We start from the raw sequence: 22,220 nt of genomic DNA, 5'->3' as shown, positions 1-22,220 counted from the left end.
AAAGTTTCCTGTCAATCACTATTCATACACGTTGACACACTCTTAAAAATATGTAAATCTGCTTTTTACGCTTCTCTTATAGCGATAAGTTATTATAAATGCTGTTTCATTTACCACCAGCATTAAACAAATGGTAAAAACAGTACTATTTGGGTAAAATACTAAATTTTTTCAAAATTTTTTCAATTTTTGTTTCCTTAAATCATATTCAAATTCGATTGAATTTCACCACTCAAACGCACCGCAATTCCGCAGAATATCCAAAAAACCGGAGCCACAGTTACCACGGAAATATTAAAGCAGGCGGCGGCCATGTAGGCAGCGATGCTGCAGACAAGCGGCACAAGCATGGGCGAGCGGCGCCAGTTTTTAATACCACGGTAAAGCGTCGTTCCCTCAAACGCCAGATAGCTGAGGGCTGCGGGGATACCGCTGCTCACCGCGATGTGCAGGTACTCGTTGTGTGCCCGGTCGATGACCAGGTGGCGGCTGGTCACCCTGATAATATCCTTTTCAAAATACTGGCCCATGACCTGGCCCAGGGTCTCGATGCCAAAACCGGTCAGCGGGCGCATGCGGATGAGCTCCAGGGTTTTTGACCAGATAAAAAGCCGGTAAGAACCGCCTTTTTCCCAGTCATCGCCCCTGAGCATTTTAGACAGATCGGCAAAGACACTGAGAAAACGCGCGCCAAAGCCGCTGTTCACCAACAGAAAAACAAGGGTTAAAAGCACAAACACCCCACTCACCACCGCGAAACGGCGCCGGTTTTCCCGCTCGCCCAGCAAAAACACCCCCAGCAGCGCAAAGCCCAGCAGACTGCCGATCCACGCTCCCCTGGTGTTGGTGCACAACAGGCAGAAATACACCAGCCCGCAGGGCAGCAGGTAAGCCTTTGGGCCTCTGATAAAAGCATAGATGAGTATGGGCAGCGCCAGTGTCAGAAAGGAACCCAGGAAATTCGGGTTGCCGATGGTGGCGTAGGAAGCGCCTGGCCCGCCGTACATCAGAGGGTCCTGTGGCTGAAAGTCCAGACCAAATTTCTGGAAGATGCCGTAAACCGCCACGCAGGATACCCCCACCACGTAAAGGCGTACATGCCAGGGCTTAAAGGTATAGAAAAAAGCGCCCAGCATCATTAAAACACCATAAAACAAAATAGCGGAGTAGCTCTCCAGGCGAAAGGACCGCCCCTTGAGCGACAGCATCACATCTGTCGAAAAGGGCAGGGTGATGGTAACGCACAAAAGGTACAAAAGCACCAGCTTCACGGACAGAGGGATTTTCGGCTTCCCGGTAAAATACTCGGTAATGGGCCGCACATACAAGAGCAGCAGCCCAAACACCAGCACCTCGATGGTCATCAGCTTGGGCATATACAGGGTATCCCCAAAGGGCGGCACTACAATCAGCGGCACCGCCCCGGCGACAATGGCCAGCACTGCGGAGACAGCGGTTTTAAGTTCAAGTTTTCGCATTATTTTCCTCAATATTTATGTTTTTTAAATGGCATCATCCCTTTAACACACCTGCATTTTCTACCATTCCCCATCCAGCTTCTTAAAAAACTCGTCCATGGGCATGGGCTTCGCGAACAAAAAGCCCTGGGCGCTGTCGCACTGGATACTTTTCAGGAATTCGGCCTGGCCGGTGGTCTCGATGCCCTCAGCCAGCACCTGGAGGTCGAGCTCCTTGGCCATGGCGGCAATATTTTTGAGAATGACCCGTTCCTTGGGTGAGAGGTTTTCCTCCCGGCAGAGGGAGCGGTCAAGCTTGAGCACATCCACGTCGATTTCGGACAGCAGATTTAATGAGGAATAGCCTGAGCCAAAATCGTCGATGGAGACCTTAAAGCCGTCGCTTCTCAGCGTGCTGACCAGCCGTTTGACATAGCCGCTGTTTTCGATGAAGATGGTCTCAGTCACCTCCACCTCAATGAGGCCAGGGTCGATCTGGTATTTGTCTGCCAGCGCCCGGAAGCGCTCGATGTAGTTGCCGGATTTCAGATGAATTCTGGACATATTCATGGAGATGGGGACGCATTTCAAGCCTCTGGTTTTGCGGTAATAGTGGGCTTTAAAGACTTCCTCATACACGTAAAAGTCCAGCTCGACAATAAAGCCGTTGCTCTCGAAAATGGGGACAAACTCCCCGGGCAGCACAATATTGCCCCGGTCATCCACCCAGCGGGCCAGAGCTTCGGCGCCCACCACTCTGCCGCTTTCCAGATCAATTTTGGGCTGCAGATAGACAAGAAACTCCTTATCTCTCAAAGCCCTTTCCATCCGCGCCTCAATCTGGCGGGTTTTCAGGATCTTTTCTCCCATGGATTTATCGTAAAAGGCAATGCCGGTCTTGCGGCTGCCCTTGATGGATTTTCTTGCAATGTCGGCGTTGTCCATCATTTTTCCAATATCCCGCTCGCCTTCCCTGGCGTGGTACACACCAATCTGAAAATTGAGGCGGATGCCTGGTATCACATAGTCCAGCCGTTTGTTGATTCCGTCGACCATCTGCATAATTCTCATGACCAGGGCTTCCTCACTGGTCCATTCCACCAAGGCCACAAACACGTCGCCGGTCACCCGGGCGCAGACCTCCGCGCCGCTCATGGCGCCCACCAGGCCGCCGGAGATATAGCGCAGAAGCTGATTGCCCATGCTGTAGCCGTGAAACTCATTAATATACCGGAACTCGTCGATGTCAAAGGTGACCATGGCGTATTCCTTGCCGGTTTCATGGTCAAAGATTTCGGTGGTATCCAGCTCAAAACGGCTGAAAGTGGAAATGCCAGTGAGCTTATCCACATACAGGATGTTGTCCACAAAATTGGAGATGTCGTCCATGGCGACAAGCACAGCTTCTCTGGCACCCCGCCACTGCAGGCTGTGGCACTGGAAATTAAACCAGCGGTTCCAGCCGCTGATGTAGCGCTGCCAGTTAAAATCTGGTGTTTCCTGGGATATTTCATCCAGACGGCAGAAGGGGCAGGGCGCGTCCAGGCCCATGACGGTCTCGTAGCACAGGCTGCCCACCCGGGCATTTGGCCGCTCAGCCTTCAGAGACGCGCTGACAAACAGCAGCTCATGGGTTTTGGGATCGATCACATGGCTTTTGATACTCTGGGAATCCACGATGGCGCGGGCCACCTGGCTCTCGTAGGCGTTTTCGGTCTGGAGCTTTGCTTTATACAGGTTTACGCTGATGATCTTAGCCACCAGGCTCACAAATTCCTTTTCGCTCTCACTCCAGACACGGTTGTTCCGACTGCCAGAGAGCCCGATGCACCCTAAAAACCGGCCGTTTTCCACCAGTGTTTTATAAAGTCCGGAGCAGATTCCCCTTTCCCTGAAAAACGCGCGCTCCCGGGCCGGAAAGTTGTCCACACTCCCCAGGGCATACAGGCCGTTTTCATCAAAAAAGGTTTTGTAATACGCATGCGCTTCTTCCCCAACCCGTTCGGTTTTGGGGCGGACAGCAGTGCCGGAATACCAGCTGTACTGGTTGACCAGCTCCTTTCCTTCCTGCTCCTGCTCAAAAATACAGACCCGCTCCACGCCGATAAAACGGCCGATCATCCCCAGAATCAGAAGCATGGAGGAGGTAAAATCCTTAGAATCGGCCAGGATTTCGAAAATGTTGATGAGTACCCGGTTTTCTGCAGAGATCCCGCTTTTCTGAAAAATTGCGGTATCAATATTAGTGGCATGGCCGTTCAGGTAAGACATACCGCTCATCTTTTCATCATAACGGCACCAGCGGTCTCTCCCCTCCATTTTCGCCATGCTCAGGGCCTGGTCAGCGCAGTGGAACAGCGTCTCGAAGGTGGTGCCGTCCTTAGGGCAGGCCGCAACGCCCAGGCTGCATGAAATGCGGTAGGCCTGGCTTTTCCCCTCAAAGGTATGGTCAAAAATGCGGCGGATACGGGCTACCCGCCCGGCAATCTGGTTTTCTGCCACGCCTGGGCTGTAAACCAGAAACTCATCGCCCCCGATGCGGCCGATGACATCGCCGGGAGCCGCGTGGGCTGTCAGCTTTTCGGCGGTTTCCACCAGGACGGCGTCACCAAAAATATGGCCCAGATTCTCATTAACGGCTCGAAAGCCGTCAATGTCTATCAGCATCAGGATACCTTTATCCATCTTATTGTTTGCTTCCAGGGCCTCGCCGATTTTTATGCGGGTCCACTTTTGATCGTAAAGCCCTGTGAGCTGGTCACACCGGGATTCCTCAACCAGGCGGTCCTCTCTGCGCTTCTGGTCGTCAATATCCCGCATGATGCCCACGGTCTCTGTCACTCTGCCCTCACTGTTTTGCACGGTGGCGGCCCTGACGAGTGTCCAGTGGTAACGTCCGTCCGTTTCATCGGGGCGGGTCACACGGATAACGATGGCCTGGACTGTCAGCCCGTTGATCAGGCGGATGGTTTCCTCGATATCATCGGGATGCACCAGATTGCCCAGGTGCAGGGCCTCGGTGTAGCGGTCCACCGCCAGCGTGTAGTGCACATACCGGCCCTTCTCCAGCCTGGCTTCGTCGAACAGCATCCGGTCCTCGTCGATATGGTAGTCAAATATAATGTCTCCGGTGGTTTCCAGGATTGTCCCATAGCGTTCTATTTTCTTTTCCAAAGCGGAGAGCTGTTCATTGCTCATGGCGATTTTCTCCCTTACTTAAAAGTATTGGTTAAACTCGTTTTTGTCTGACGACCACTGGAGACCGGTATCAAAGCCGATCTTTCCTTCCTTCACCAGCTTGGCCAGGTGGCTGTTCAGGGTGTTCATGCCGTCCCGGCTGCCGGTCTGCATGGCAGAGGAAAGCTGATGGGTTTTGTTTTCACGGATAAGGTTGAGCACTGCGTCGGTGCCTGTCATCACCTCAAGGGCGGCCATCCGGCCTTCGCCGGAAGCCAGAGGCACAAGCTGCTGTGTCACAACACCCTTCAGGGTGCTGGCGAGCTGTGTCCGTATCTGCTGCTGGCTGTGGGGCGGGAACACGTCGATAATACGGTCTACTGTGTTGGCAGCACCGATGGTGTGCAGAGTAGACAGCACGAGATGCCCGGTTTCAGCGGCGGTTACAGCGGCCGAGATGGTTTCGTAGTCACGCATTTCCCCTACCAGAATGACGTCGGGGTCCTCACGCAGGGATGAGCGTAGCGCGTCGGCAAAGGAGGATACATCCACTCCCACCTCACGCTGGTGGATCATGCTCAGTTTATGGTAATGGCGGTATTCCACCGGGTCCTCAATGGTGATGATATGCTTGGCAAAATTGACGTTGATGTAGTCGATCATAGCTGCCAGTGTGGTGGATTTCCCACTCCCGGTCGGCCCGGTGATCAGGATCAGCCCTCTCGGCTCAGCGGCCAGCTTGCGGATAATGGGCGGCAGGCCCAGCTCCTCAAAGGTAGGAATGGTGTCGTTGAGCAGGCGAACGGCAGCGCAGAGCTCATTCTGCTGGCGGTACACGTTAACCCTCTGTCTGAGCCCCTCTGGCGTGACAAAAGTAAAATCCGCGTCCTCTCCCCGCTTGATTTTCTCACGGTTCATCTCACTGAGCATCCCGATGATCATCTCTCCGATTTCCCTTTTGCTCATTTCAAAGGGGCCTTTGACAAGCACCCCGTTGCTCCTGAATACCGGCGGCAGATCTGCCGTCAAATGAATATCCGAACAGCCAGTCTGGCGGCCGTAGTCGATTAGGTCTAAGATGGTTGGCATTTGTTTTTCCTCACTTTTATTTACTCAACGTAATACGTAACCTTCAGCAGCTCTTCCATGCTTGTCACACCCTGTTCTACCAGCTCGGCCAGACTTTGGCGGAGACTGGTGGTTTTGTGGCCTGCCGTCACGTACTCATAGACCTCCTCGATGGGGGACTGGCTGGAAATCATGTTGCGAATGGTTTTGTCGATGGCTAAAATTTCATGGACAGCGATACGGCCTTTATAGCCCGTATGGTTGCACTGGTGGCAGCCCCGTCCGCGGTACAGTACAGGGACATCCCTTCCCAAAAGCTCCCGCTCGGCCTCACTGGGGCTGTAGGCCTCCTTGCAGTCCGGGCAGATTTTCTTGACAAGGCGCTGGGCCACCACCCCGGTCAGGGAGTTAGCGACCATATAGGGTTCGACCTCCATATCCACCAGACGCACAATGGTAGACACGGCGTCGTTGGTATGCAGGGTGGAGAGCACCTGGTGCCCGGTGATGGCGGCACGCACAGCGATGTTGGCGGTTTCCGAGTCTCGGGTTTCACCGACCATGATGATGTCCGGGTCCTGCCTTAAAAGGGAGCGCAGGCCGCTTTCAAAGGTGAGGCCGGCCACGTTGTTCACCTGTGTCTGGTTGATGCTGTCCAGGTTCCGTTCTACGGGGTCCTCGATGGTACAGATATTGACGTTTTTGCTCGAGAGCATTTCCAGAACCATGTACAGGGTGGTGGTTTTACCGCTCCCGGTGGGTCCGGTGATATAGATGATGCCGTGGGGGCTCTGCAGAATCTGGCGCATGCGTGCGTAATTGTCATCGTTCATGCCAAAGGTGCCGGAATGGTCGAGCTTGGTGTTCTGGTTCAGAAAACGCAGAACGGCTTTTTCGCCGTAGACCGTCGGGATGACCGAGGTACGGATATTCATCTCGATGCCCTTGATCCGGGCCCGGAAGTGCCCATCCTGGGGCAGGCGCCGCTCGGCGATATCCAGGTTGGACAGGATCTTGATACGGGCGATGACGGACTGGTGCAGGGCGCTGGCCAGTGTCAGATAATCAACGATGAGGCCGTCGATACGCAGACGCACATTGGTTTTATCCTCAAAGGGCTCGATATGGATATCACTGGCGCCGGTATTATAGCCCTTTATGAGCATGGTATTGATGAGGTTGACCACTGGCGCGTCATCCCCGGCGGCGTCCAGGTCCTCTACGATGGAGACAGTTTCCATATCGTCGGCCATCTCGTTGGCACTGGTGGCTGCCTGGCGGGCCTCGATTTCCGAATAGCTGCTGTCAATGCCCTTGAGAATGGCATCCTTTTCGGCCAGGACAATATCAATGGGCATATTGGTGATGAGACGCAGATCCTCGATGGCGTAAAAATCCAGTGGGTCATTGGTGGCAACCAGCAAATGGCCGCTTGAAAACCCTATTGGGATAAGGGTGTACTTCTGTGCAATATTTTTGGGTATTTTGGCGGCTGCCTCCAAATCCACCTCAATCTGGCTCAGATTGATGACCTGAAGGTCCAGACGTTTTGCCAGTGCACCCAGCAGCTGGCTCTCTGTCACGTAGCCGTAATCGACCAGGATCGCGCCCAGGCGCTTGCTCTTATCCACCTTCTGATAGGCCAGGGCTTCCTGAAGCTGTCCCTCTGTAATATAGCCGTCGCCGACCAGTATATCCCCTATACGGATGTTCTTCATGCTTCTACTCCTTAACGCTTTATAATTGCTATATTATACCACAATTGTGAATGATAGTAAAAAAATCCCGAAATCCTGAAAACCGTTTTTAGATTTTCGGGATTTCGGGACCTGCTTTTCTACTTCATCAAAACCTTGATGTAATCCTTCATGTACTGCGGAAGATCCGGCGGACGCCTGGCCGAAATAATATGGCCGTCGACAATGGACGGGGTGTCATGCCAGACAGCGCCTGCGTTTTCCATATCGTCCCGGATGCCGGGAGTGCTGGTGACATTTTTCCCCTTCAGGATACCGGCGGAGATAAGCACCCAGCCCGCATGGCAGATTTCCCCGATGGGCTTGCCGGCCTTATCCATTGCCCGCACCATGTCCAGAACGGCTGGGAAGCGGCGCAGCTTGTCTGGCGCCCAGCCGCCAGGTACCAGAATCCCGTCGTATTCGTCAGGATTGATTTCGTCAAACCGGTAATCCGACACGCAGGGCACACCGTATTTTCCAATATAGGTCTTACCCTTTTCCTCACCCACCACATCGACAGTCACGCCTTCTTCCTCGCGGAGGCGGTGTACCGGATACCATAATTCCAGATCTTCAAAGTCGTCGCTGATCAGCGCAATAATTTTTTTGGACATTTCAAAACGCTCCTTTTCGTGTATTGTTATCATTATTACCCAAAGCATCCCCTATGGACGCGTCATAAACCTTAACATTGTTTTTTCCGTGATCCTTCATATAGTAGAGCGCCTCATCGGCCATGCTGTAAAGCATCTCAAAGGCACTGTTCCTGAAGGAATAGGCAAGCCCGACACTGACAGAGACCTCGATTTGGCCGCTGTTTCTTTCATAGCAGCGGTTCATGGCCCGGCAGAGGGCTCTGGCTGCCTGAACAGGCTTGTCTCTACAGGCTTTGACATCTTTCACAAAGACCAGAAACTCATCGCCGCCCAAACGGCCTAAAACAGCCTCTTCGCCAAAGCAGGCGGTCATTTCCCGGGCGAGATCCTCCAGCACCTCATCGCCGCCCTGGTGGCCCAGGGTATCGTTGACAGTTTTAAAGTGGTCCAGATCCACAACCATCATGGCGCCTTCCTCATCCCCACGCTCCTGCAGATAAGTGTTCACCAGCTCCTCAAAGGTCGTGCGGTTATACAGCCCGGTGAGAGCGTCCCGGTGCGCCTGGTTGATCAATGCTTCTTTTTCGCATTGCTCAGCGTTGATATTGATGATTTTGCCAATGGCCCGCATGGGCTGGTTATGCTTATCAAAAATGATCATGCTGGTAGCGCGCACCCACTCCTCATTCCCGGAAGGCACTGTGGTTTTGTATTCCACCTCATAGCGCGCCTCCTCCGGCGGACGGCGTTTTATCAGACCCGCAAAACAACGGGCGCTCTCATCAATATCCAGCCTTTTGCTCAGGATTGTGGAAAAAAAGTGGTCAACCTGTGATTTACCGCCAAAGGTATGGGCAAACTGCTCGGATACCACTATGCTGTCCTCACGGTAGTCATACTCAAAAATAAATTCCTTGGACATCTCTGACAGAATACGGTAGCGCTCATAGTTTAAGAGCATCTGCTGGTTGCGCTGCATACGGATATACATGGTCATACCGACCACCGCGGCCAGCACAAGCCCGATGCCCAGGGCCGCCACAATGCTCTCAGTGGGGTTGGCTTTGATAAAGCTCTCCAGGGTAACCTGCTGGTTATTTTTGTTAAAATATTTCATGTACAGTTCGGTGGCGTAGTTGGGGTTTTGCTCATTGATGGCTGCTGTGGCTGTATTGATGCCGCTGACCACCTCAGTATTGCCCTTAGTGACCGCGAAATAATAAGGCCGCCCGTCAAACCGCGCGACAATGCGCTCATCGTCGCCCATGGCGACGTCCGGCCCCAGCAGGGCGTCCACCCCGCCGGACTTCAAAGCTGCCTGCATGGCCTCATCGCTGTCGTACTCAACGATACTCAGGGTAATCCCATTGGCGCGGCAAAATTCATTCAGGGCCTGTATTCTTCGGGTCGCGGTTTTGCGTGCCCCTACTTTCATGTTGTTAAAGGTCGAATAGTTGGTCGCGTTGACATCCTCATTGTCTTTTAACACCGATAAGGTGGAGTAGCTGTAGCCGCAATTATACTCTGGAAAATCATAATCCTCGGCCAGCTGCGGTGTGTACACCATACCGCCCATAATGTCAATCCGGCCGTTTTTCAGGTCCTCCATCATTTTTAACAGGCTCTCATCGCTGCTGTCTCCGGTGATGAACTCATACTCCCAGCCTGTATATTTTGCAATTTCTTCTAAAAACTCGTAAGTATAGCCTGAATGGTTTCCCGCAGAGTCGGTGGATGAAAACCCAGTCTGTTCGGGAAATGCAACCCGGATGATCTTCTTTTCTTCTGCCTGTACCCGAGAGGTTGTCAGGCAGAAAACAAGACACAGTGCCAGGCCCATACTCCATATTTGTATTGTGTGCTTTTTCACTTTTCCCTCCCCGACTTCTTTGTTCTCACTTTAGTATTACTCCTTATTATATACTGATACAACCAAATATACAATTTTTTTGTGAAGGGTTTTCTGTCAAACCAATTTTACGCCGTCATTTCTGGTATTTCGGGAGGCCTGTAAGCTTAAATCTTCCTAAAATTTTAGCACTCACCGCTTGACAGTGCTAACAATCCGACCTATAATATACTCGTAAACAAAGTTAAGCGAAGTCCCTTGAAAAAGGAACCGAACTCAATGGTTATAAAGGTTTATCACTTCATAAATCATGAAAACTAAAATGCAAAGGAGGAATGCCTTATGTTGTTGATGCCTAGAGATCGTTTCGGTTTTAATTTGTTTGATGATATGTTTAATGACCCGTTTTTCAAAAAAGCAGAGTCACCTGCTCTCATGAAAACAGATATTCAGGAAAAGGATGGCAAGTACATTCTGGATATGGACCTGCCGGGCTTTGGCAAGGAAAATATCAAAGCGGACCTTGAAAATGGCTACCTGACCATTACCGCTTCCAGAGATGAGTCGAAGGAAGAAAAGGATGAAAAAGGCAACCTGGTCCATCAGGAACGCTACACTGGCCAGTGCTCAAGAAGCTTCTACGTTGGCGACAACGTAAAAGAAGAAGACATCAAAGCCGGCTATAAGGATGGTATTCTCCATCTGGAATTCCCGAAAAACGAAACCAAGCAAGTAGAACAGAAAAAATACATTGCGATTGAATAAATCATAGATTATCCCTTATCGGATCATTCCGATATTCATTTTATTACTCCCCCGTAATCACAAAGCCGCGCTCACTCCCCTGAGCGCGGCTTTTGTGTTCTGATCTAAAAAAACACCTCCCGAAATCCTGAAAACCCATTCGATCTGGGTTTTCGGGATATTTGGGAGGTGTTTTCAGTTTTAATTTACAATAAAATACCGCGCACCTCATCAATGTTTACCAGGCTCTCGGCCTGGCAGTAGGCTTCTAAGCCCTCGATGATTTTAACCGGCGACTTGGGGTCAATGAAGTTCATGGTTCCCACCTGCACACAGGCCGCGCCAACCATGATAAACTCAAGGGCGTCTTCCCAGGTGCTGACGCCGCCCATGGCCATGACCGGCACGTCCACTGCCTTGCAGACCTGATGGGTCATGCGCAGTGCGATGGGCTTGACCGCCGGGCCGGACAGCCCGGCGTAGGTGTTGTCAAACACGATCTTCTTCTTCTTGTAATCAACGGCCATGGCCTGAATGGTGTTGATGAGCGAGATACCGCAGGCGCCGGATTCCTCACAGGCCAGGGCGATCTCCGCGATGTTTTCCACATTCGGGGACAGTTTGACCATGACGGGCGCTTTGGAGACAGCCACTACCTTGCGGGTGATATCCGCCGCCATTTCTGCCTTGATGCCGTAGGCCATACCGCCTGCCTTGACATTGGGACAGGAAATGTTCAGCTCAACCAGCTGGGCGTTGATGGCGTTGATGCGCTCTATGGCTTCCAGGTAGGAGGCTTCATCCTTTCCGCCCACGTTGACCACAGTGACGGTGTCGATCCCCTTGAGGTGGGGCCACTCATTTTCGATAAAAGCGTCCACGCCGGGGTTCTCAAGGCCAATGCTGTTGATCATGCCCGCTGGGGTCTCCCACAGGCGCATTCCGGTATTTCCCGGACGCGGCTCCAGGGTCAGGCCCTTGGTGCACAGGCCGCCCAGCTCTGCCAGATCATAGTATTCCTCAAACTCCCGGCCGAAGCCAAAGGTGCCAGACGCGGTGAGAACCGGGTTTTTAAAAACAATATCGTTAAATTTCGTTTCTAACGCTTTACTCATAGGGCTGCCACCTCTCTGGTAAACACTGGCCCGTCCTTACAGACCTTCTTATTGCCTTCACTGGTCTCGCAGGTGCAGCCCAGACAGGCGCCGATGCCGCAGGCCATATGCGCCTCCAGCGACACGTAAACCGGGTTTTCGGCCGGGACAATGTCACACAGGCTCTTCATCATGATTTCCGGGCCACAGGTAAAGAATACCTCGCCGGAACGGGCTTCTACCCGGTGGGTGATGATGCCGCCGATATCCACGACCACTTCATCGGCCACTGCGTCAAATTCCTCCACACAGTAGGCAGTGTCGCGGTAGCCCAGGTAAACACGCAGGCTGCGGTCCGGGTGTTTTTTCTTGAAGTCGCGGCACACATAGTATAGGGGCGCGACACCAATGCCGCCGCCCACCACCACCAGGTCAGCGTCCACATCCGGGAAGCCCTTGCCGTACGGGCCCTGTAATTCCACAGTGTCGTCCTTTTCCAGTTTTGACAAAAGCTGGGTGCCCTTGCCTACAATCTGATACAGGAAGGTGAGCACACCGTTTTCGTAATTATGGACGGAGATGGGCCGTGACAGCAGCGGGTCCTTATCCCAGGCTCTCAGCATGAAAAACTGGCCGACGCCCACTTCACCGTCGTAGGCCACGTCCATTTTGTAAATGCCCTCGGCCACAAACTGGTTATCTAAAATTAAAGCCACTTTAAAATGTCCTCCTTCATGGCCAGTGTTTTTTCACGGATCAGGGCTTCAAAGCCCTCGGTCTCACAGGGGGTCTCTGCCTTCTGATGGGCAGTGATCAGCCCTCTGGAGGAATTGATGACCGCGCAGCGGGACTTTTTGAAGATGTTGGCAATATCCTTACCGGTACCGCCCTGTGCGCCGTAGCCCGGCACCAGGAAAAAGGTGGAGGGACACTGGTCCTGCAGCGCTTCAAATTCTTCTGGGAAGGTCAGTCCGACCACAGCGCCCACTGCAGAGTAGCCGCTCTCCCCGATATAAGGTTTTCCCCACTCGGTGATCTTGTCCCCGACTGCCTCGTACAGCTTCTGGCCGTCTTTTTCCAGCTTCAGCTCCTGAAAATCCCGCGATGATGGGTTGGAGGTGTGAAGCAGGACAAAAAGGCCCTTTTCATTGTTTTCGATGTAAGGGAAGTAAGGTGATACGGCGTCCTCGCCCATGTAGGCGTTGACGGTCAGGATATCCACCTCGAAATCGCCCTCAAAATGGCCTTTGGCATACTGGGCAGCTGTGGAGGTAATGTCGCCTCTTTTCGCGTCTCCGATGGCAATTTTACCGCTTTTCCGTACATATCTGACGGTTTCTGAGTAAGCCTTCATACCGTCCAGGCCCAGGGCCTCGTAGCAGGCGATCTGCATTTTGTAACAGGCCGCAATATCGGCGGTGGCGTCTACAATCTTTTTGTTAAACGCTGTTATTTTTTCACCGGCTGACCAGTCCTTATCCTTCAGGTACTGGGGCAGAAAGTCAATTTTTGTATCCAGGCCCACACAGACGGGGCTTTTTAATGCTTCGTTATACAAGCGATCCATTATCATATGCGATCTCTCCTCCTTTAAATGTCATGAGCACCTTGCCCTTGAGCAGTTCCCTGCCAAAGGGGGTGTTGTGGCTTTTTGAGATAAAGGTCCTGGGGTCTACCCGTTCCTCAGCGTCCAGATCCACTAAAACCAGGTCTCCGGCGTAGCGTTCCTTGACCAGGCCGGCCTTTATCCCCATGCGCTCAGCCGGCGCCTCGCTCAGCATCCGACTCAGGCGTTCCACAGAAATACCCGCTCCCTCAAAAACAGTGTAGTACATGGCAAAGGCGGTCTCAAAATTATTGATCCCCGGCGCGCCTTTCAGCTTGTCCTCGTCGCTGTGCGGGGCGTGGTCGGTGCCGCAGATATCAATGCTGCCGTCCCTGGCGCCCTCGATCAGAGCCCGGCGGTCCGGATAGCTTCTGAACGGCGGGTGTACCTTATATTCCATGGCAGAGGCGTACAGATGGTGCGGGGTGACCTCACAGGTAATGTCCAGACCTTCTGCTTTGGCGGCCTTGATGGCGTCCAGGGTATCCTTTTTGCTGATATGGCACACATGCAGGTGTCCTGGCGTTTCACGCAGAAGGGCGATGTCCCGCTCCACAGTCTCGGTTTCCGGCTCACAGTGGGTGGCCAGAATAAAATTGTACTCGGTGGAGGCCGCCAGCCCCTTTTTCATGGTCTCTTCATTGTCCACATTGTGCCCATCGTTGGAGTAGACATTGGTGTATTCCCGGGTGCTCTCAAAATCCACCAGGTCAGCGTCGCTGAAATCCTTTGTCAGTGCACAGACCTGTACCAGGTCGCAGAGGCCCAGGGCTTCTGCTTTGTCCATATTGGCTTTCAGGGCTTCTGCGTTGTCCATGACCGGCTTGGTGTTGGCCATGGCTACCAGCGTGGTGAAGCCGCCTTTCAGAGCTGCCTTCATGCCTGTTTCCATGTCTTCCTTATAGGTGAGCCCGGGATCGCGCAGATGACAGTGCATGTCGATAAAACCCGGCATCAGCACCTTGCCCTGGCCGTCGATTTCCCGGTCGTGCGCTGCCTTCACCTGTCCCTTTTCCTTATAAACCTTTTTGATCTTACCATCATCATCGATCAGCACCTTCCCCGGCCTTCGGCCAGTGGCGTCGATGATTTCAACATTTGTGATTAAAGTTTTCATGGTCGTTCCTTCCCCTTTATTTAAGGATCACAAATTCTTCGGAAATCTTTTTATCCTTTCAGGATGATTTCCTCATCATTTGCATTTGCTTCGTTACCGGACGCATTCGCCTGACGGCTCATAGAACTGCGTCCTGCCAAATTCTTTCAGAATTTGGACTCAGCTTCACTTCTCAATAAACGTCGTATAAGAATCGCAGTATTCGCAGCGGTATAATTTCTTTTCTGCGTCTACCAGGTAAAAGTCAATATCGCCCACGTCTTCGTACTGGCTGATGCAACGCGGGTTTTTGCATTTCATGATGCCGGTTACCCGGGTTGGCAGGGTCAGCTGCACCTTGCTCACAAGCTCGCCGTTGTTTACAAAATTAATGGTGACATTGGGATCGATAAGCCCCAGAACGTTCATATCGAGCTCCAGGTCGGTTTCGATTTTGATCAGGTCTTTCTGCCCCATTTTTTTGCTGGGGACATTTTTCATCAGCACGACAACATCGTCGATTTCGTTGAGGTGCAGCTCCTTGTAAATTTCAAAGCCGTGGCCGGATTCGATATGGTCAATAATAATTCCTTTTTTCAGTTTTGATACATTAATCATTGATGTCTACCCCCAGTAATTTTGAAATCAGGGCCATGCGCACATACATGCCATATTTTGCCTGTTTGAAATAAACCGCTCTCGGATCATCGTCCACTTCCACGGCAATCTCATTGACACGCGGCAGCGGGTGCATGACGATCATGTCTTCCTTGGCTTTTTTCATTTTCTTTTTATCTAAAATGTAGTAGTCCTTCAAGCGCAGGTATTCTTCCTCGCTGACAAAGCGCTCGCGCTGCACGCGGGACATATACAGAATATCCAGATCGCCGATGACGTCGTCCAGGCTGTCTGTTTCAATGTAGGAGCCGGGTTCCAGCATGCTCAGGAAAAATTCCGGCATTTTCAGTTCCTTTGGCGAGATGAACACAAATTTATTGCCCTTGTAGCGGTTCAGGGTTTTGACCAGTGAGTGGATGGTCCGTCCGAAAAGCAGGTCCCCGCAGAGGCCCACCACATGGCCGTCGCAGCTGCCGCGTTCATGGCGGATGGTCAGCAGGTCTGTCAGGGTCTGAGTGGGGTGCTCATGGCCGCCGTCACCGGCGTTGATGATGGGCATATCGCAGGCGGCCTTGGATACCAGCTTGGCAGTCCCTTCTCTCGGGTGGCGGATCACCGCGATATCGGCGTAGCAGCCGACTGTACGGATGGTATCGGCAATGCTTTCGCCCTTGGATACTGACGAGTTGGCAGGGTTGTCAAATCCAATGACCTTGCCGCCTAAGCGCAGCATGGCCGACTCAAAGCTGAACCGTGTACGGGTGGATGGTTCGTAAAAAAGGCTGGCTAATAATTTTCCCTTGCAAACGTCAATATAATCATCCTGATTTGCAATAATATTATCAGCCAGCCCAAAAATGGATTCTAATTCTTCTATGGTAAAGTCACCGGGTTCTATTAAATGTCTTCCTTTTAGCATCTCTTGCCTCCTTGGCTTAAAATTCGTCCACGACGTGCATTTTTGCAAAAAAAAACACCTTTTCAAACTGTTAAAAGGGCGTTTCACGCAATATTTATGCACTATAATACTCTAAGGTCGTGGTCATCTTTAACAGGGGTTTCCTCTGCCCTTTTGTTAAGAGTTTAATTAAATTAATGATAAAGTATAACCTCAAAAATGTCAATATCTTAAAGGTTCAAAATATTGGCCTTTACTAAGAAATTATGGTAAGATTAAGCAAATGAAATGAACGGAGGTAATTCAAATGTATTTTGTCACCTATCAATACGCTTCTTTCAGCGAAGCGGGGATTCTCACCGCGGATTTCAAACGCGTAGTGCCCGTTACTACCATCGGCAAGGTGCTTGGCATCAAGCTGCCTGAACAGATGACGGACTTTATCCGCCTGGCCGATGACGCTCTGATCGCTTCGATCGAAAAAGCCATGGCCGATAATCCCAATATGGGCATTAACCTGAACTCTGTCAAGCTGCTGGCCCCCATTCCCAAGCCTGAGCGCAATATTTTCTGCCTTGGCAAAAACTACACCGAGCATGTCCAGGAGATTAAAAATATTCCCGGCCTCGGCGCGGCTCCGGAAAGCCCCATTTACTTCTCAAAGCTTTCCTCATCGGTTACTGGCCCCGATTCGGTGATCCTGTCCCATGCCAATGCTACCAAACAGATCGACTACGAAGCCGAGCTGGCCGTCATCATTGGTAAGGAAGGCTCAGATATCGCCAAATCGGACGCTGAAGACTATATTTTTGGCTATACGGTCGCCAATGACATCACCGCCAGAGACCTCCAGAAAAAGCATTCTCAGTGGTATAAGGGCAAATCCCTGGACACCTTCTGCCCCCTTGGGCCAGCCATTGTCCACAAAAGCGCCCTGCCCCTTCCCCTGAATCTCGGCATCCGCTGCCGTGTCAACGGTGAGACCCGCCAGGAATCCACCACTGGCCACATGATCTTTGACATCCCCACCATCATAAGCGACCTGTCCCAGGGCGTTACCCTGTACCCCGGCGACATCATCCTCACCGGAACACCTGCTGGCGTCGGCCTTGCCCAGGACCCGCCCGCCTTCTTAAAACACGGCGACGTTGTCGAAGCCGAAATCGAAAAGATCGGCATCCTCCGGAACCATATACAGTAGATGGAACGGGCTTGCAGCCAAACCCGACGGGAGATTTTCAGCAATATGCCGCAATCAGGGTACTCTTACCTCTCGGCTTCGGCGGCTCTGCGTAAAATGTACTAATTTTTTTCTCAATGAGACCGCAGGCGCCGTTCGGTAAAGTACCCTGCTCACGGCATGGGGGAAGAAAATCTCCCGTCTCCTCAAAAAATTGAATGCTTGCAGTTCAGCGTTTTTAAAAGCATCCAGACGGCTCGAAAACCAATAAGGCACCATCATCACAAAACACTGCGGAGTCAAAGAATTTTTCATCCACTCGCGCCGCAGAGCGCGGTACTTTATTGAGCTGCGCCTATGGTCTCATTACCTATCAATGACTGTTGATTTTTCAAAGAGCCATCGAAGCTGCGAAATAAGAGTACCGCGATTTGCGGCCTCCCACAGAAAAATTCTTTGACGGTCCCCGGTCCCCCGCTAAACATCTTTTCCTCCTCCATACACCTCCCGAAAACTCCTTTTTTCCGATTTGTTTAAAGAGGTTTTCGGGATTTCGGGAGGTATTTTCTTAAGGAAACCGCTTTTTTTTTCATGTAAATTAGTGTAATTCCTCCTGCACATACTTCGAAACAGATAAATTTTTGTTTTTTGCCATTTTTGAGCAAAAAATCGAAAGCGTTTTCTTGACAACGGATTCAAAAGAGAGTATTATATAATCACAAACAACACATGTACACACATGTGCTTACTGAAAAATTATTTATTCAAAAAATGAAGGGATGGTATTTTAAAATGGCAGATTGGAAAAATTTAACACAGGCAGTTGGAGACTTAGAAGAAGACGATGTAATGGAAATCTTAAATGATTTCGTAGCTACAAATCCTACCGAAGCAGAAGCTGAAGAAGCAGTTGCAGCTTGTCAGGCTGGTATGGCTGTTGTTGGTGATTTATTCGAAGAAGGCGAATATTTTGTTGGGGACTTAATTTTCGCAGGCGAATTATTAACCGAAGCAATCAACGTATTAAAACCAGTATTAGGCAGCGGCGACACAGCAGTTGCTGGCACCATCTTAATTGGTACCGCTCATGGCGATTTACATGACATCGGTAAAAACATCTTCAGAAGCATGGCTGAAGCAGCTGGCTTCCAGGTTACTGACTTAGGTATTGACGTAGCGATCGACACATTCGTTGAAAAAGCTAAAGAAATCAAACCAGACATCATCGGTATCAGCGGCGTTTTAACCCTGGCGATCGATTCTATGAAAGAAACTTCAGACGCTCTGAAAGCAGCTGGCGTTGACTCTAAATTAATCATCGGTGGTAACCCTGTTACTAAAGAAGCCTGCGAATATGTTGGCGCTGACGACTTCACAACAAATGCAGCTGAAGGCGTTAAGATCTGCCAGGCATGGGTTGGCTGAGACAAATCCGTAAAGTAAGATCAAATATAAAAAGACACCAATAATGGTGTCTTTTTTGATGTCTTTTTTTGTCTTATGTCTAGATTTGTATATACAGGTTAGTATAAGTATGGTATAATAAAGACAAAACGATTTCAGATTGTTTGAATTTTTTTAAGTTTATTAAGATAATTTTTTCACAAACAATCTTTTTATGGTATAATTTTTGAATAATTCTTTGTGTGAACACAAGTTAGGTAAAGAATCATGAAAGAGAGTATTGTAAGATCAGTAGAAGGGTTGTATGAGCAGCGGACACTGGAGCTGGTAAAAATCGCTGTGCGCAAGGGTTTTACCCCGCTTCAGATTTTGGACTGGCTGCGCATCGGCATGGAACGGGTCGGCGACCACTATGAGAAATGTGACTATTTCATTGCAGACCTTATTTTTGCCGGCATTATCTTTCAGGAGGTCATGGATCTCGATGAGCTGAAAGCACTGTACGCCATGCCGGCAGTGCCCAGAACGGGCAAAATTGTCGTCGCCTCTGTTTATGGAGACTGCCACGACATCGGCAAAAATATTTTTGCCTCCTTTGCAACCACAGCAGGCTTTGAAGTCATCGACATCGGCATTGATGTTCCCTCCTCCACTATTCTGGAAAAGGTACAGGAGCACAAGCCTGATATTATCGGCCTCAGCGGAATGCAGCAGGAAACAACCATCGAAATGAAAAAAATCACCGACGGACTTGATGATCTCGGCATGAGGGATCAGATACGTGTGATGATCGGCGGCGCATGTGTGGATGACGGCGTAACGCATCTCAGTGTAGGCGCAGATTATGGCACAAAAGACGTAACCAAAGCGGTGGAAATATGCAAACAATGGATACAGGAGAAAAAGTAAGTCATGGGTGCACCTGAATATATTAAAATTGTCGAAGCGATAAAAAATAAAATAACCAGCCAGGAGCTTGAGCCCGGGGACGCCATCCAGTCAGAGAACCTTCTCTGCGAGGAATTTAACGTCAGCCGGATGACAGTACGCAAGGGTCTGGCCGTACTCGTCAATGAGGGTTACATCTATTCGATTCCCGGCAAGGGCAATTATGTCTGCGAACCGGATCTGGACCAGTATATCCTCCACTACAACGAGATGGCGCCAGGCAATGAGCGTGGCGATGAAGTCCGCCTCATTGAGGTGAACGTTGTCAAGCCCAGCTACGAGGTCGGCTTTAATCTGGAAATTCCTGAGACCAAGCATGTCATTGTGGTAAAACGCATCTTTTTAAAGGACGGCTTTCCAACGGCCTACGACATTAAATACATTCCATACTACCGTGGGATTCCAATCGTCGAAAAGGAAATCCGCTACGCGACCTTCCCGGAAATGGTAGCAAAGAAAAACTCGATTTTTGCCATGACCAAGAAGCTTAAAATCCGGGCCGCCATCGCAGAGGATGAAACCGCCAGAAATCTTGAGATCCCTGTGGGGATGCCCCTGCTGGTTGTTGAGGAAAAGCTGCTGGACGAAAAGGACAAGCCCATCGGCTGGGGTATGATGTACCTGGCGGGTGAAGATGCTGGCCTTGAAGCAGTTGCTTCCTTCGATTGATGGGAGCGGTTTTATGAAAAAACAAAAAACTCAATATAAACGCTTCTCAAGAGAGACCTTTGGACTATTTCGCTTTAATTTCTGGCCCCTGGTCATTTTCGAAATCTTATATTCTTTCTGCGGAAGTACGATTATCTTTCCTGCGACTGGGTTTATTCTAAAGCATTCACTCTCGGCCGCAGGACTTTTCTATATTACAGGCTCCAATATCAGTGAGCTGCTCAGACATCCGCTGCTTTGGATTGTGGGCTTTGTGCTGCTGCTCATTCTGGCCTTTTATACCCTCATCGAGTTTACAACACTGGCTGTCTGCTTTCACGAAAGCCTTGCCGGACGGAAGGTTCAGATCATCCCTTTAATGCGGAGCGGCTTTAAACGGGCTCTGGCGATTTTTAAACCTAAAAATTTCCTGATGATTCTTTTTCTGATCCTCATTATCCCGTTTATGAATATAATGGTCACCTCCAATTTTATTGGAGAACTCACCATTCCAGGATTCATCTCGGACTATATCGCAGACTCTGCCCTTTTATCGGTTATTTTTCTGGCCCTGGTTGTCTCTCTGGCCATCCTGGTCATCCGATGGCTCTTTGTTTTCAACATATTTGTTCTAAAGGACTCCTCCTTTAAAGACACCCGGCGTCAAAGCGCAAAACGGATTAAAGGACGTTTTTTCCACACCCTGTGGCGGTTCTTGCTCTGGAATCTGTTTCTTTTGGCCATCAGCCTGATTGCAGCACTGGTATTTTTAGTGGTCTGCGTTATCCCCGCCTCTCTGATCATTGAGCATATCCAGGGCATGGACGATCCTTCTTTCTGGCTTACGCTTTTGATCAGTGTGGTTTCCATCATTTTTCTTTTGGGCTCAAGCATTCTGGACGCAGTTGTGCCCCCCTTAAATTTTGCTTTTATCTCAAAGCTTTATGACGCTTACTCCCGGGCCGACAGCGCCGTGCAGGAGGATATACCGCTGGTCAACAACAACATGTCCCTCGCGCCTAAGAAAAAGCATCTAGTCATTGCTGCCTGTATTCTGCTGGTCATTTCCATCGGTGTTAAAAGCGCACAGATCATACTGGCCTTTGATGTTGACACTGCCAATATCCTGCTGAGCGGTCCCCAGGTCACCGGGCACCGCGGCAATTCCACCGAGGCTCCGGAAAATACCCGGGCGGCGCTGGAAGCCGCCATTGCCAACAACGCCGACTATGTGGAGATTGACATTGCGGAAACCAAAGACGGCGTTCTGGTGGTTTCCCACGACAATAACATCAAGCGGATTTCCGGACAAAATCTTGACATCTGGAACAGCAATTACGATGATCTTAAAAACATTGACATCGGAAGCTGGTTCTCCCCCGAGTTCAGCGGCGAGCGCCTCATGACCTTAGACGAAGCCATTGAGACCTGCCGGGGCAAAGTAAAGATGAACATTGAGCTTAAGCCCACCTCCCACGATCACGAATTTGTGGAAAAGGCTGTCGATGTGATCCAAAAACAAAATTTTAAAGATGAGTGTATTCTCGCTTCACTGGATTACCCCACTATTGAGCGGGTGAAGCAAATTGACCCCAGCGTCCGCACGGCCTACATCAGCGCCATTGCCTACGGTGACATTGATACCCTTCCGGTAGATGCTTTCAGCATTGAAGCCACCTTTGTCAACAAAAGGCTTGTCGATGCTGTTCACCGGCAAAACAAGGATATTTTCGTCTGGACAGTGGACAATGAGGAGCTCATTGATGATATGATTGACCTCAATGTGGATAATATCATCACTGACGATGTGCCTCTGGCTAAGGAGATGGTAAAAGAAAACGGCATTAACAGCCAGGATATTTTCAGAAAGACGCTCGAACAAATTGTATTCGGTATGTAAATTTTTTATTAAGCTATAGAGAATTAAAGATATTCTAAAGGTTGAACGATTAGAATAGTACTTGAGAGATAAACATCTCCCCTTTTTCTTTTCATTCCTAATTTATATAAAAGGCAATGGGTATCGGAGCCCGTTGCTTTTTATTTTTTTGACGTCGGCCATTTTATCTGTTTTTCAGCAGCTGAAATTTTAATTTTA

18 protein-coding genes are annotated in these 22,220 nt (G+C 50.4%); 6 read left to right on the top strand and 12 right to left on the bottom strand.

What is annotated here, in order from left to right:
* Positions 1–197: 197 nt before the first annotated feature.
* From FYJ53_RS01485 to FYJ53_RS01460, 6 genes are all read right to left on the bottom strand, one after another.
* Complete coding sequence (locus tag FYJ53_RS01485; protein ID WP_148429885.1) at positions 198–1,478, bottom strand: O-antigen ligase; 1,281 nt, start codon at positions 1,476–1,478, stop codon at positions 198–200.
* Between the two features lie 60 nt (positions 1,479–1,538).
* Positions 1,539–4,655 (bottom strand): EAL domain-containing protein, encoded by a 3,117-nt coding sequence (locus FYJ53_RS01480; RefSeq protein WP_154556898.1) that lies wholly within the window; start codon positions 4,653–4,655, stop codon positions 1,539–1,541.
* 18 nt (positions 4,656–4,673) lie between these two features.
* Positions 4,674–5,723: a type IV pilus twitching motility protein PilT gene (locus tag FYJ53_RS01475; RefSeq protein ID WP_013382398.1), complete on the bottom strand. Its 1,050-nt coding sequence runs from the start codon at positions 5,721–5,723 to the stop codon at positions 4,674–4,676.
* 20 nt (positions 5,724–5,743) lie between these two features.
* Entirely contained in the window at positions 5,744–7,420 is a 1,677-nt protein-coding gene (locus FYJ53_RS01470; protein WP_148429890.1) for a GspE/PulE family protein, read from the bottom strand.
* A 119-nt stretch (positions 7,421–7,539) separates the two neighbouring features.
* On the bottom strand, positions 7,540–8,055 hold the full coding sequence (locus FYJ53_RS01465; RefSeq protein ID WP_013382400.1) for a type 1 glutamine amidotransferase domain-containing protein: 516 nt from the start codon (positions 8,053–8,055) through the stop codon (positions 7,540–7,542).
* Position 8,056: 1 nt separating this feature from the next.
* The gene (locus FYJ53_RS01460) at positions 8,057–9,907 is read right to left on the bottom strand and encodes a diguanylate cyclase domain-containing protein (RefSeq protein WP_148429892.1); all 1,851 of its coding nucleotides are present in this window, start codon (positions 9,905–9,907) and stop codon (positions 8,057–8,059) included.
* 321 nt (positions 9,908–10,228) lie between these two features.
* On the opposite strand from FYJ53_RS01460, the gene FYJ53_RS01455 reads away from it, so the two are divergent.
* Positions 10,229–10,651, top strand: a complete 423-nt coding sequence (locus FYJ53_RS01455) for an Hsp20/alpha crystallin family protein (protein WP_013382402.1) — start codon at positions 10,229–10,231, stop codon at positions 10,649–10,651.
* Positions 10,652–10,836: 185 nt separating this feature from the next.
* Here the strand turns inward: FYJ53_RS01455 and FYJ53_RS01450 are convergent, their stop codons facing one another.
* The 6 genes from FYJ53_RS01450 to pyrB form a co-directional block, all read right to left on the bottom strand.
* On the bottom strand, positions 10,837–11,745 hold the full coding sequence (locus FYJ53_RS01450; RefSeq protein ID WP_148429894.1) for a dihydroorotate dehydrogenase: 909 nt from the start codon (positions 11,743–11,745) through the stop codon (positions 10,837–10,839).
* Complete coding sequence (locus FYJ53_RS01445; protein ID WP_013382404.1) at positions 11,742–12,440, bottom strand: dihydroorotate dehydrogenase electron transfer subunit; 699 nt, start codon at positions 12,438–12,440, stop codon at positions 11,742–11,744. Before FYJ53_RS01445 ends, FYJ53_RS01450 begins: the two co-directional genes overlap by 4 nt.
* Positions 12,431–13,297: an orotidine-5'-phosphate decarboxylase gene (gene pyrF / locus FYJ53_RS01440; protein WP_073383541.1), complete on the bottom strand. Its 867-nt coding sequence runs from the start codon at positions 13,295–13,297 to the stop codon at positions 12,431–12,433. The genes FYJ53_RS01445 and pyrF overlap by 10 nt, the downstream gene beginning before the upstream one ends.
* The gene (locus FYJ53_RS01435) at positions 13,275–14,447 is read right to left on the bottom strand and encodes a dihydroorotase (RefSeq protein WP_148429896.1); all 1,173 of its coding nucleotides are present in this window, start codon (positions 14,445–14,447) and stop codon (positions 13,275–13,277) included. The genes pyrF and FYJ53_RS01435 overlap by 23 nt, the downstream gene beginning before the upstream one ends.
* Before the next feature lie 165 nt (positions 14,448–14,612).
* Positions 14,613–15,044 (bottom strand): aspartate carbamoyltransferase regulatory subunit, encoded by a 432-nt coding sequence (locus FYJ53_RS01430; RefSeq protein WP_013382408.1) that lies wholly within the window; start codon positions 15,042–15,044, stop codon positions 14,613–14,615.
* Positions 15,037–15,963 carry an aspartate carbamoyltransferase gene (pyrB, locus tag FYJ53_RS01425; RefSeq protein WP_013382409.1) on the bottom strand — a complete coding sequence of 309 codons (927 nt, stop codon included), beginning with the start codon at positions 15,961–15,963 and terminating at the stop codon, positions 15,037–15,039. The genes FYJ53_RS01430 and pyrB overlap by 8 nt, the downstream gene beginning before the upstream one ends.
* Positions 15,964–16,249: 286 nt before the next feature.
* Here pyrB and FYJ53_RS01420 point away from each other — a divergent pair, with 286 nt between their 5' ends.
* The 5 genes from FYJ53_RS01420 to FYJ53_RS01400 all read left to right on the top strand — a co-directional run bounded on the left by FYJ53_RS01420 (position 16,250) and on the right by FYJ53_RS01400 (position 22,022).
* Complete coding sequence (locus FYJ53_RS01420; protein WP_013382411.1) at positions 16,250–17,143, top strand: fumarylacetoacetate hydrolase family protein; 894 nt, start codon at positions 16,250–16,252, stop codon at positions 17,141–17,143.
* A 771-nt stretch (positions 17,144–17,914) separates the two neighbouring features.
* Positions 17,915–18,547, top strand: coding sequence for a B12-binding domain-containing protein (locus FYJ53_RS01415; protein ID WP_038352545.1), 633 nt, complete (start codon positions 17,915–17,917; stop codon positions 18,545–18,547).
* Positions 18,548–18,793: 246 nt separating this feature from the next.
* The gene (locus tag FYJ53_RS01410) at positions 18,794–19,435 is read left to right on the top strand and encodes a B12-binding domain-containing protein (RefSeq protein ID WP_013382417.1); all 642 of its coding nucleotides are present in this window, start codon (positions 18,794–18,796) and stop codon (positions 19,433–19,435) included.
* Positions 19,436–19,438: 3 nt separating this feature from the next.
* The gene (locus FYJ53_RS01405; protein ID WP_013382418.1) at positions 19,439–20,143 is read left to right on the top strand and encodes a GntR family transcriptional regulator; all 705 of its coding nucleotides are present in this window, start codon (positions 19,439–19,441) and stop codon (positions 20,141–20,143) included.
* Between the two features lie 13 nt (positions 20,144–20,156).
* Positions 20,157–22,022 carry a glycerophosphodiester phosphodiesterase family protein gene (locus tag FYJ53_RS01400; RefSeq protein ID WP_180493486.1) on the top strand — a complete coding sequence of 622 codons (1,866 nt, stop codon included), beginning with the start codon at positions 20,157–20,159 and terminating at the stop codon, positions 22,020–22,022.
* The last annotated feature ends 198 nt before the right edge of the window (positions 22,023–22,220 follow it).

The organism is Eubacterium sp. BL-380-WT-2B, assembly GCF_009696115.1.
GTDB classification, from domain to species: Bacteria; Bacillota; Clostridia; order Eubacteriales; family Eubacteriaceae; genus Eubacterium; species Eubacterium callanderi.
This window is presented reverse-complemented; position numbering and strand designations above follow the sequence as displayed.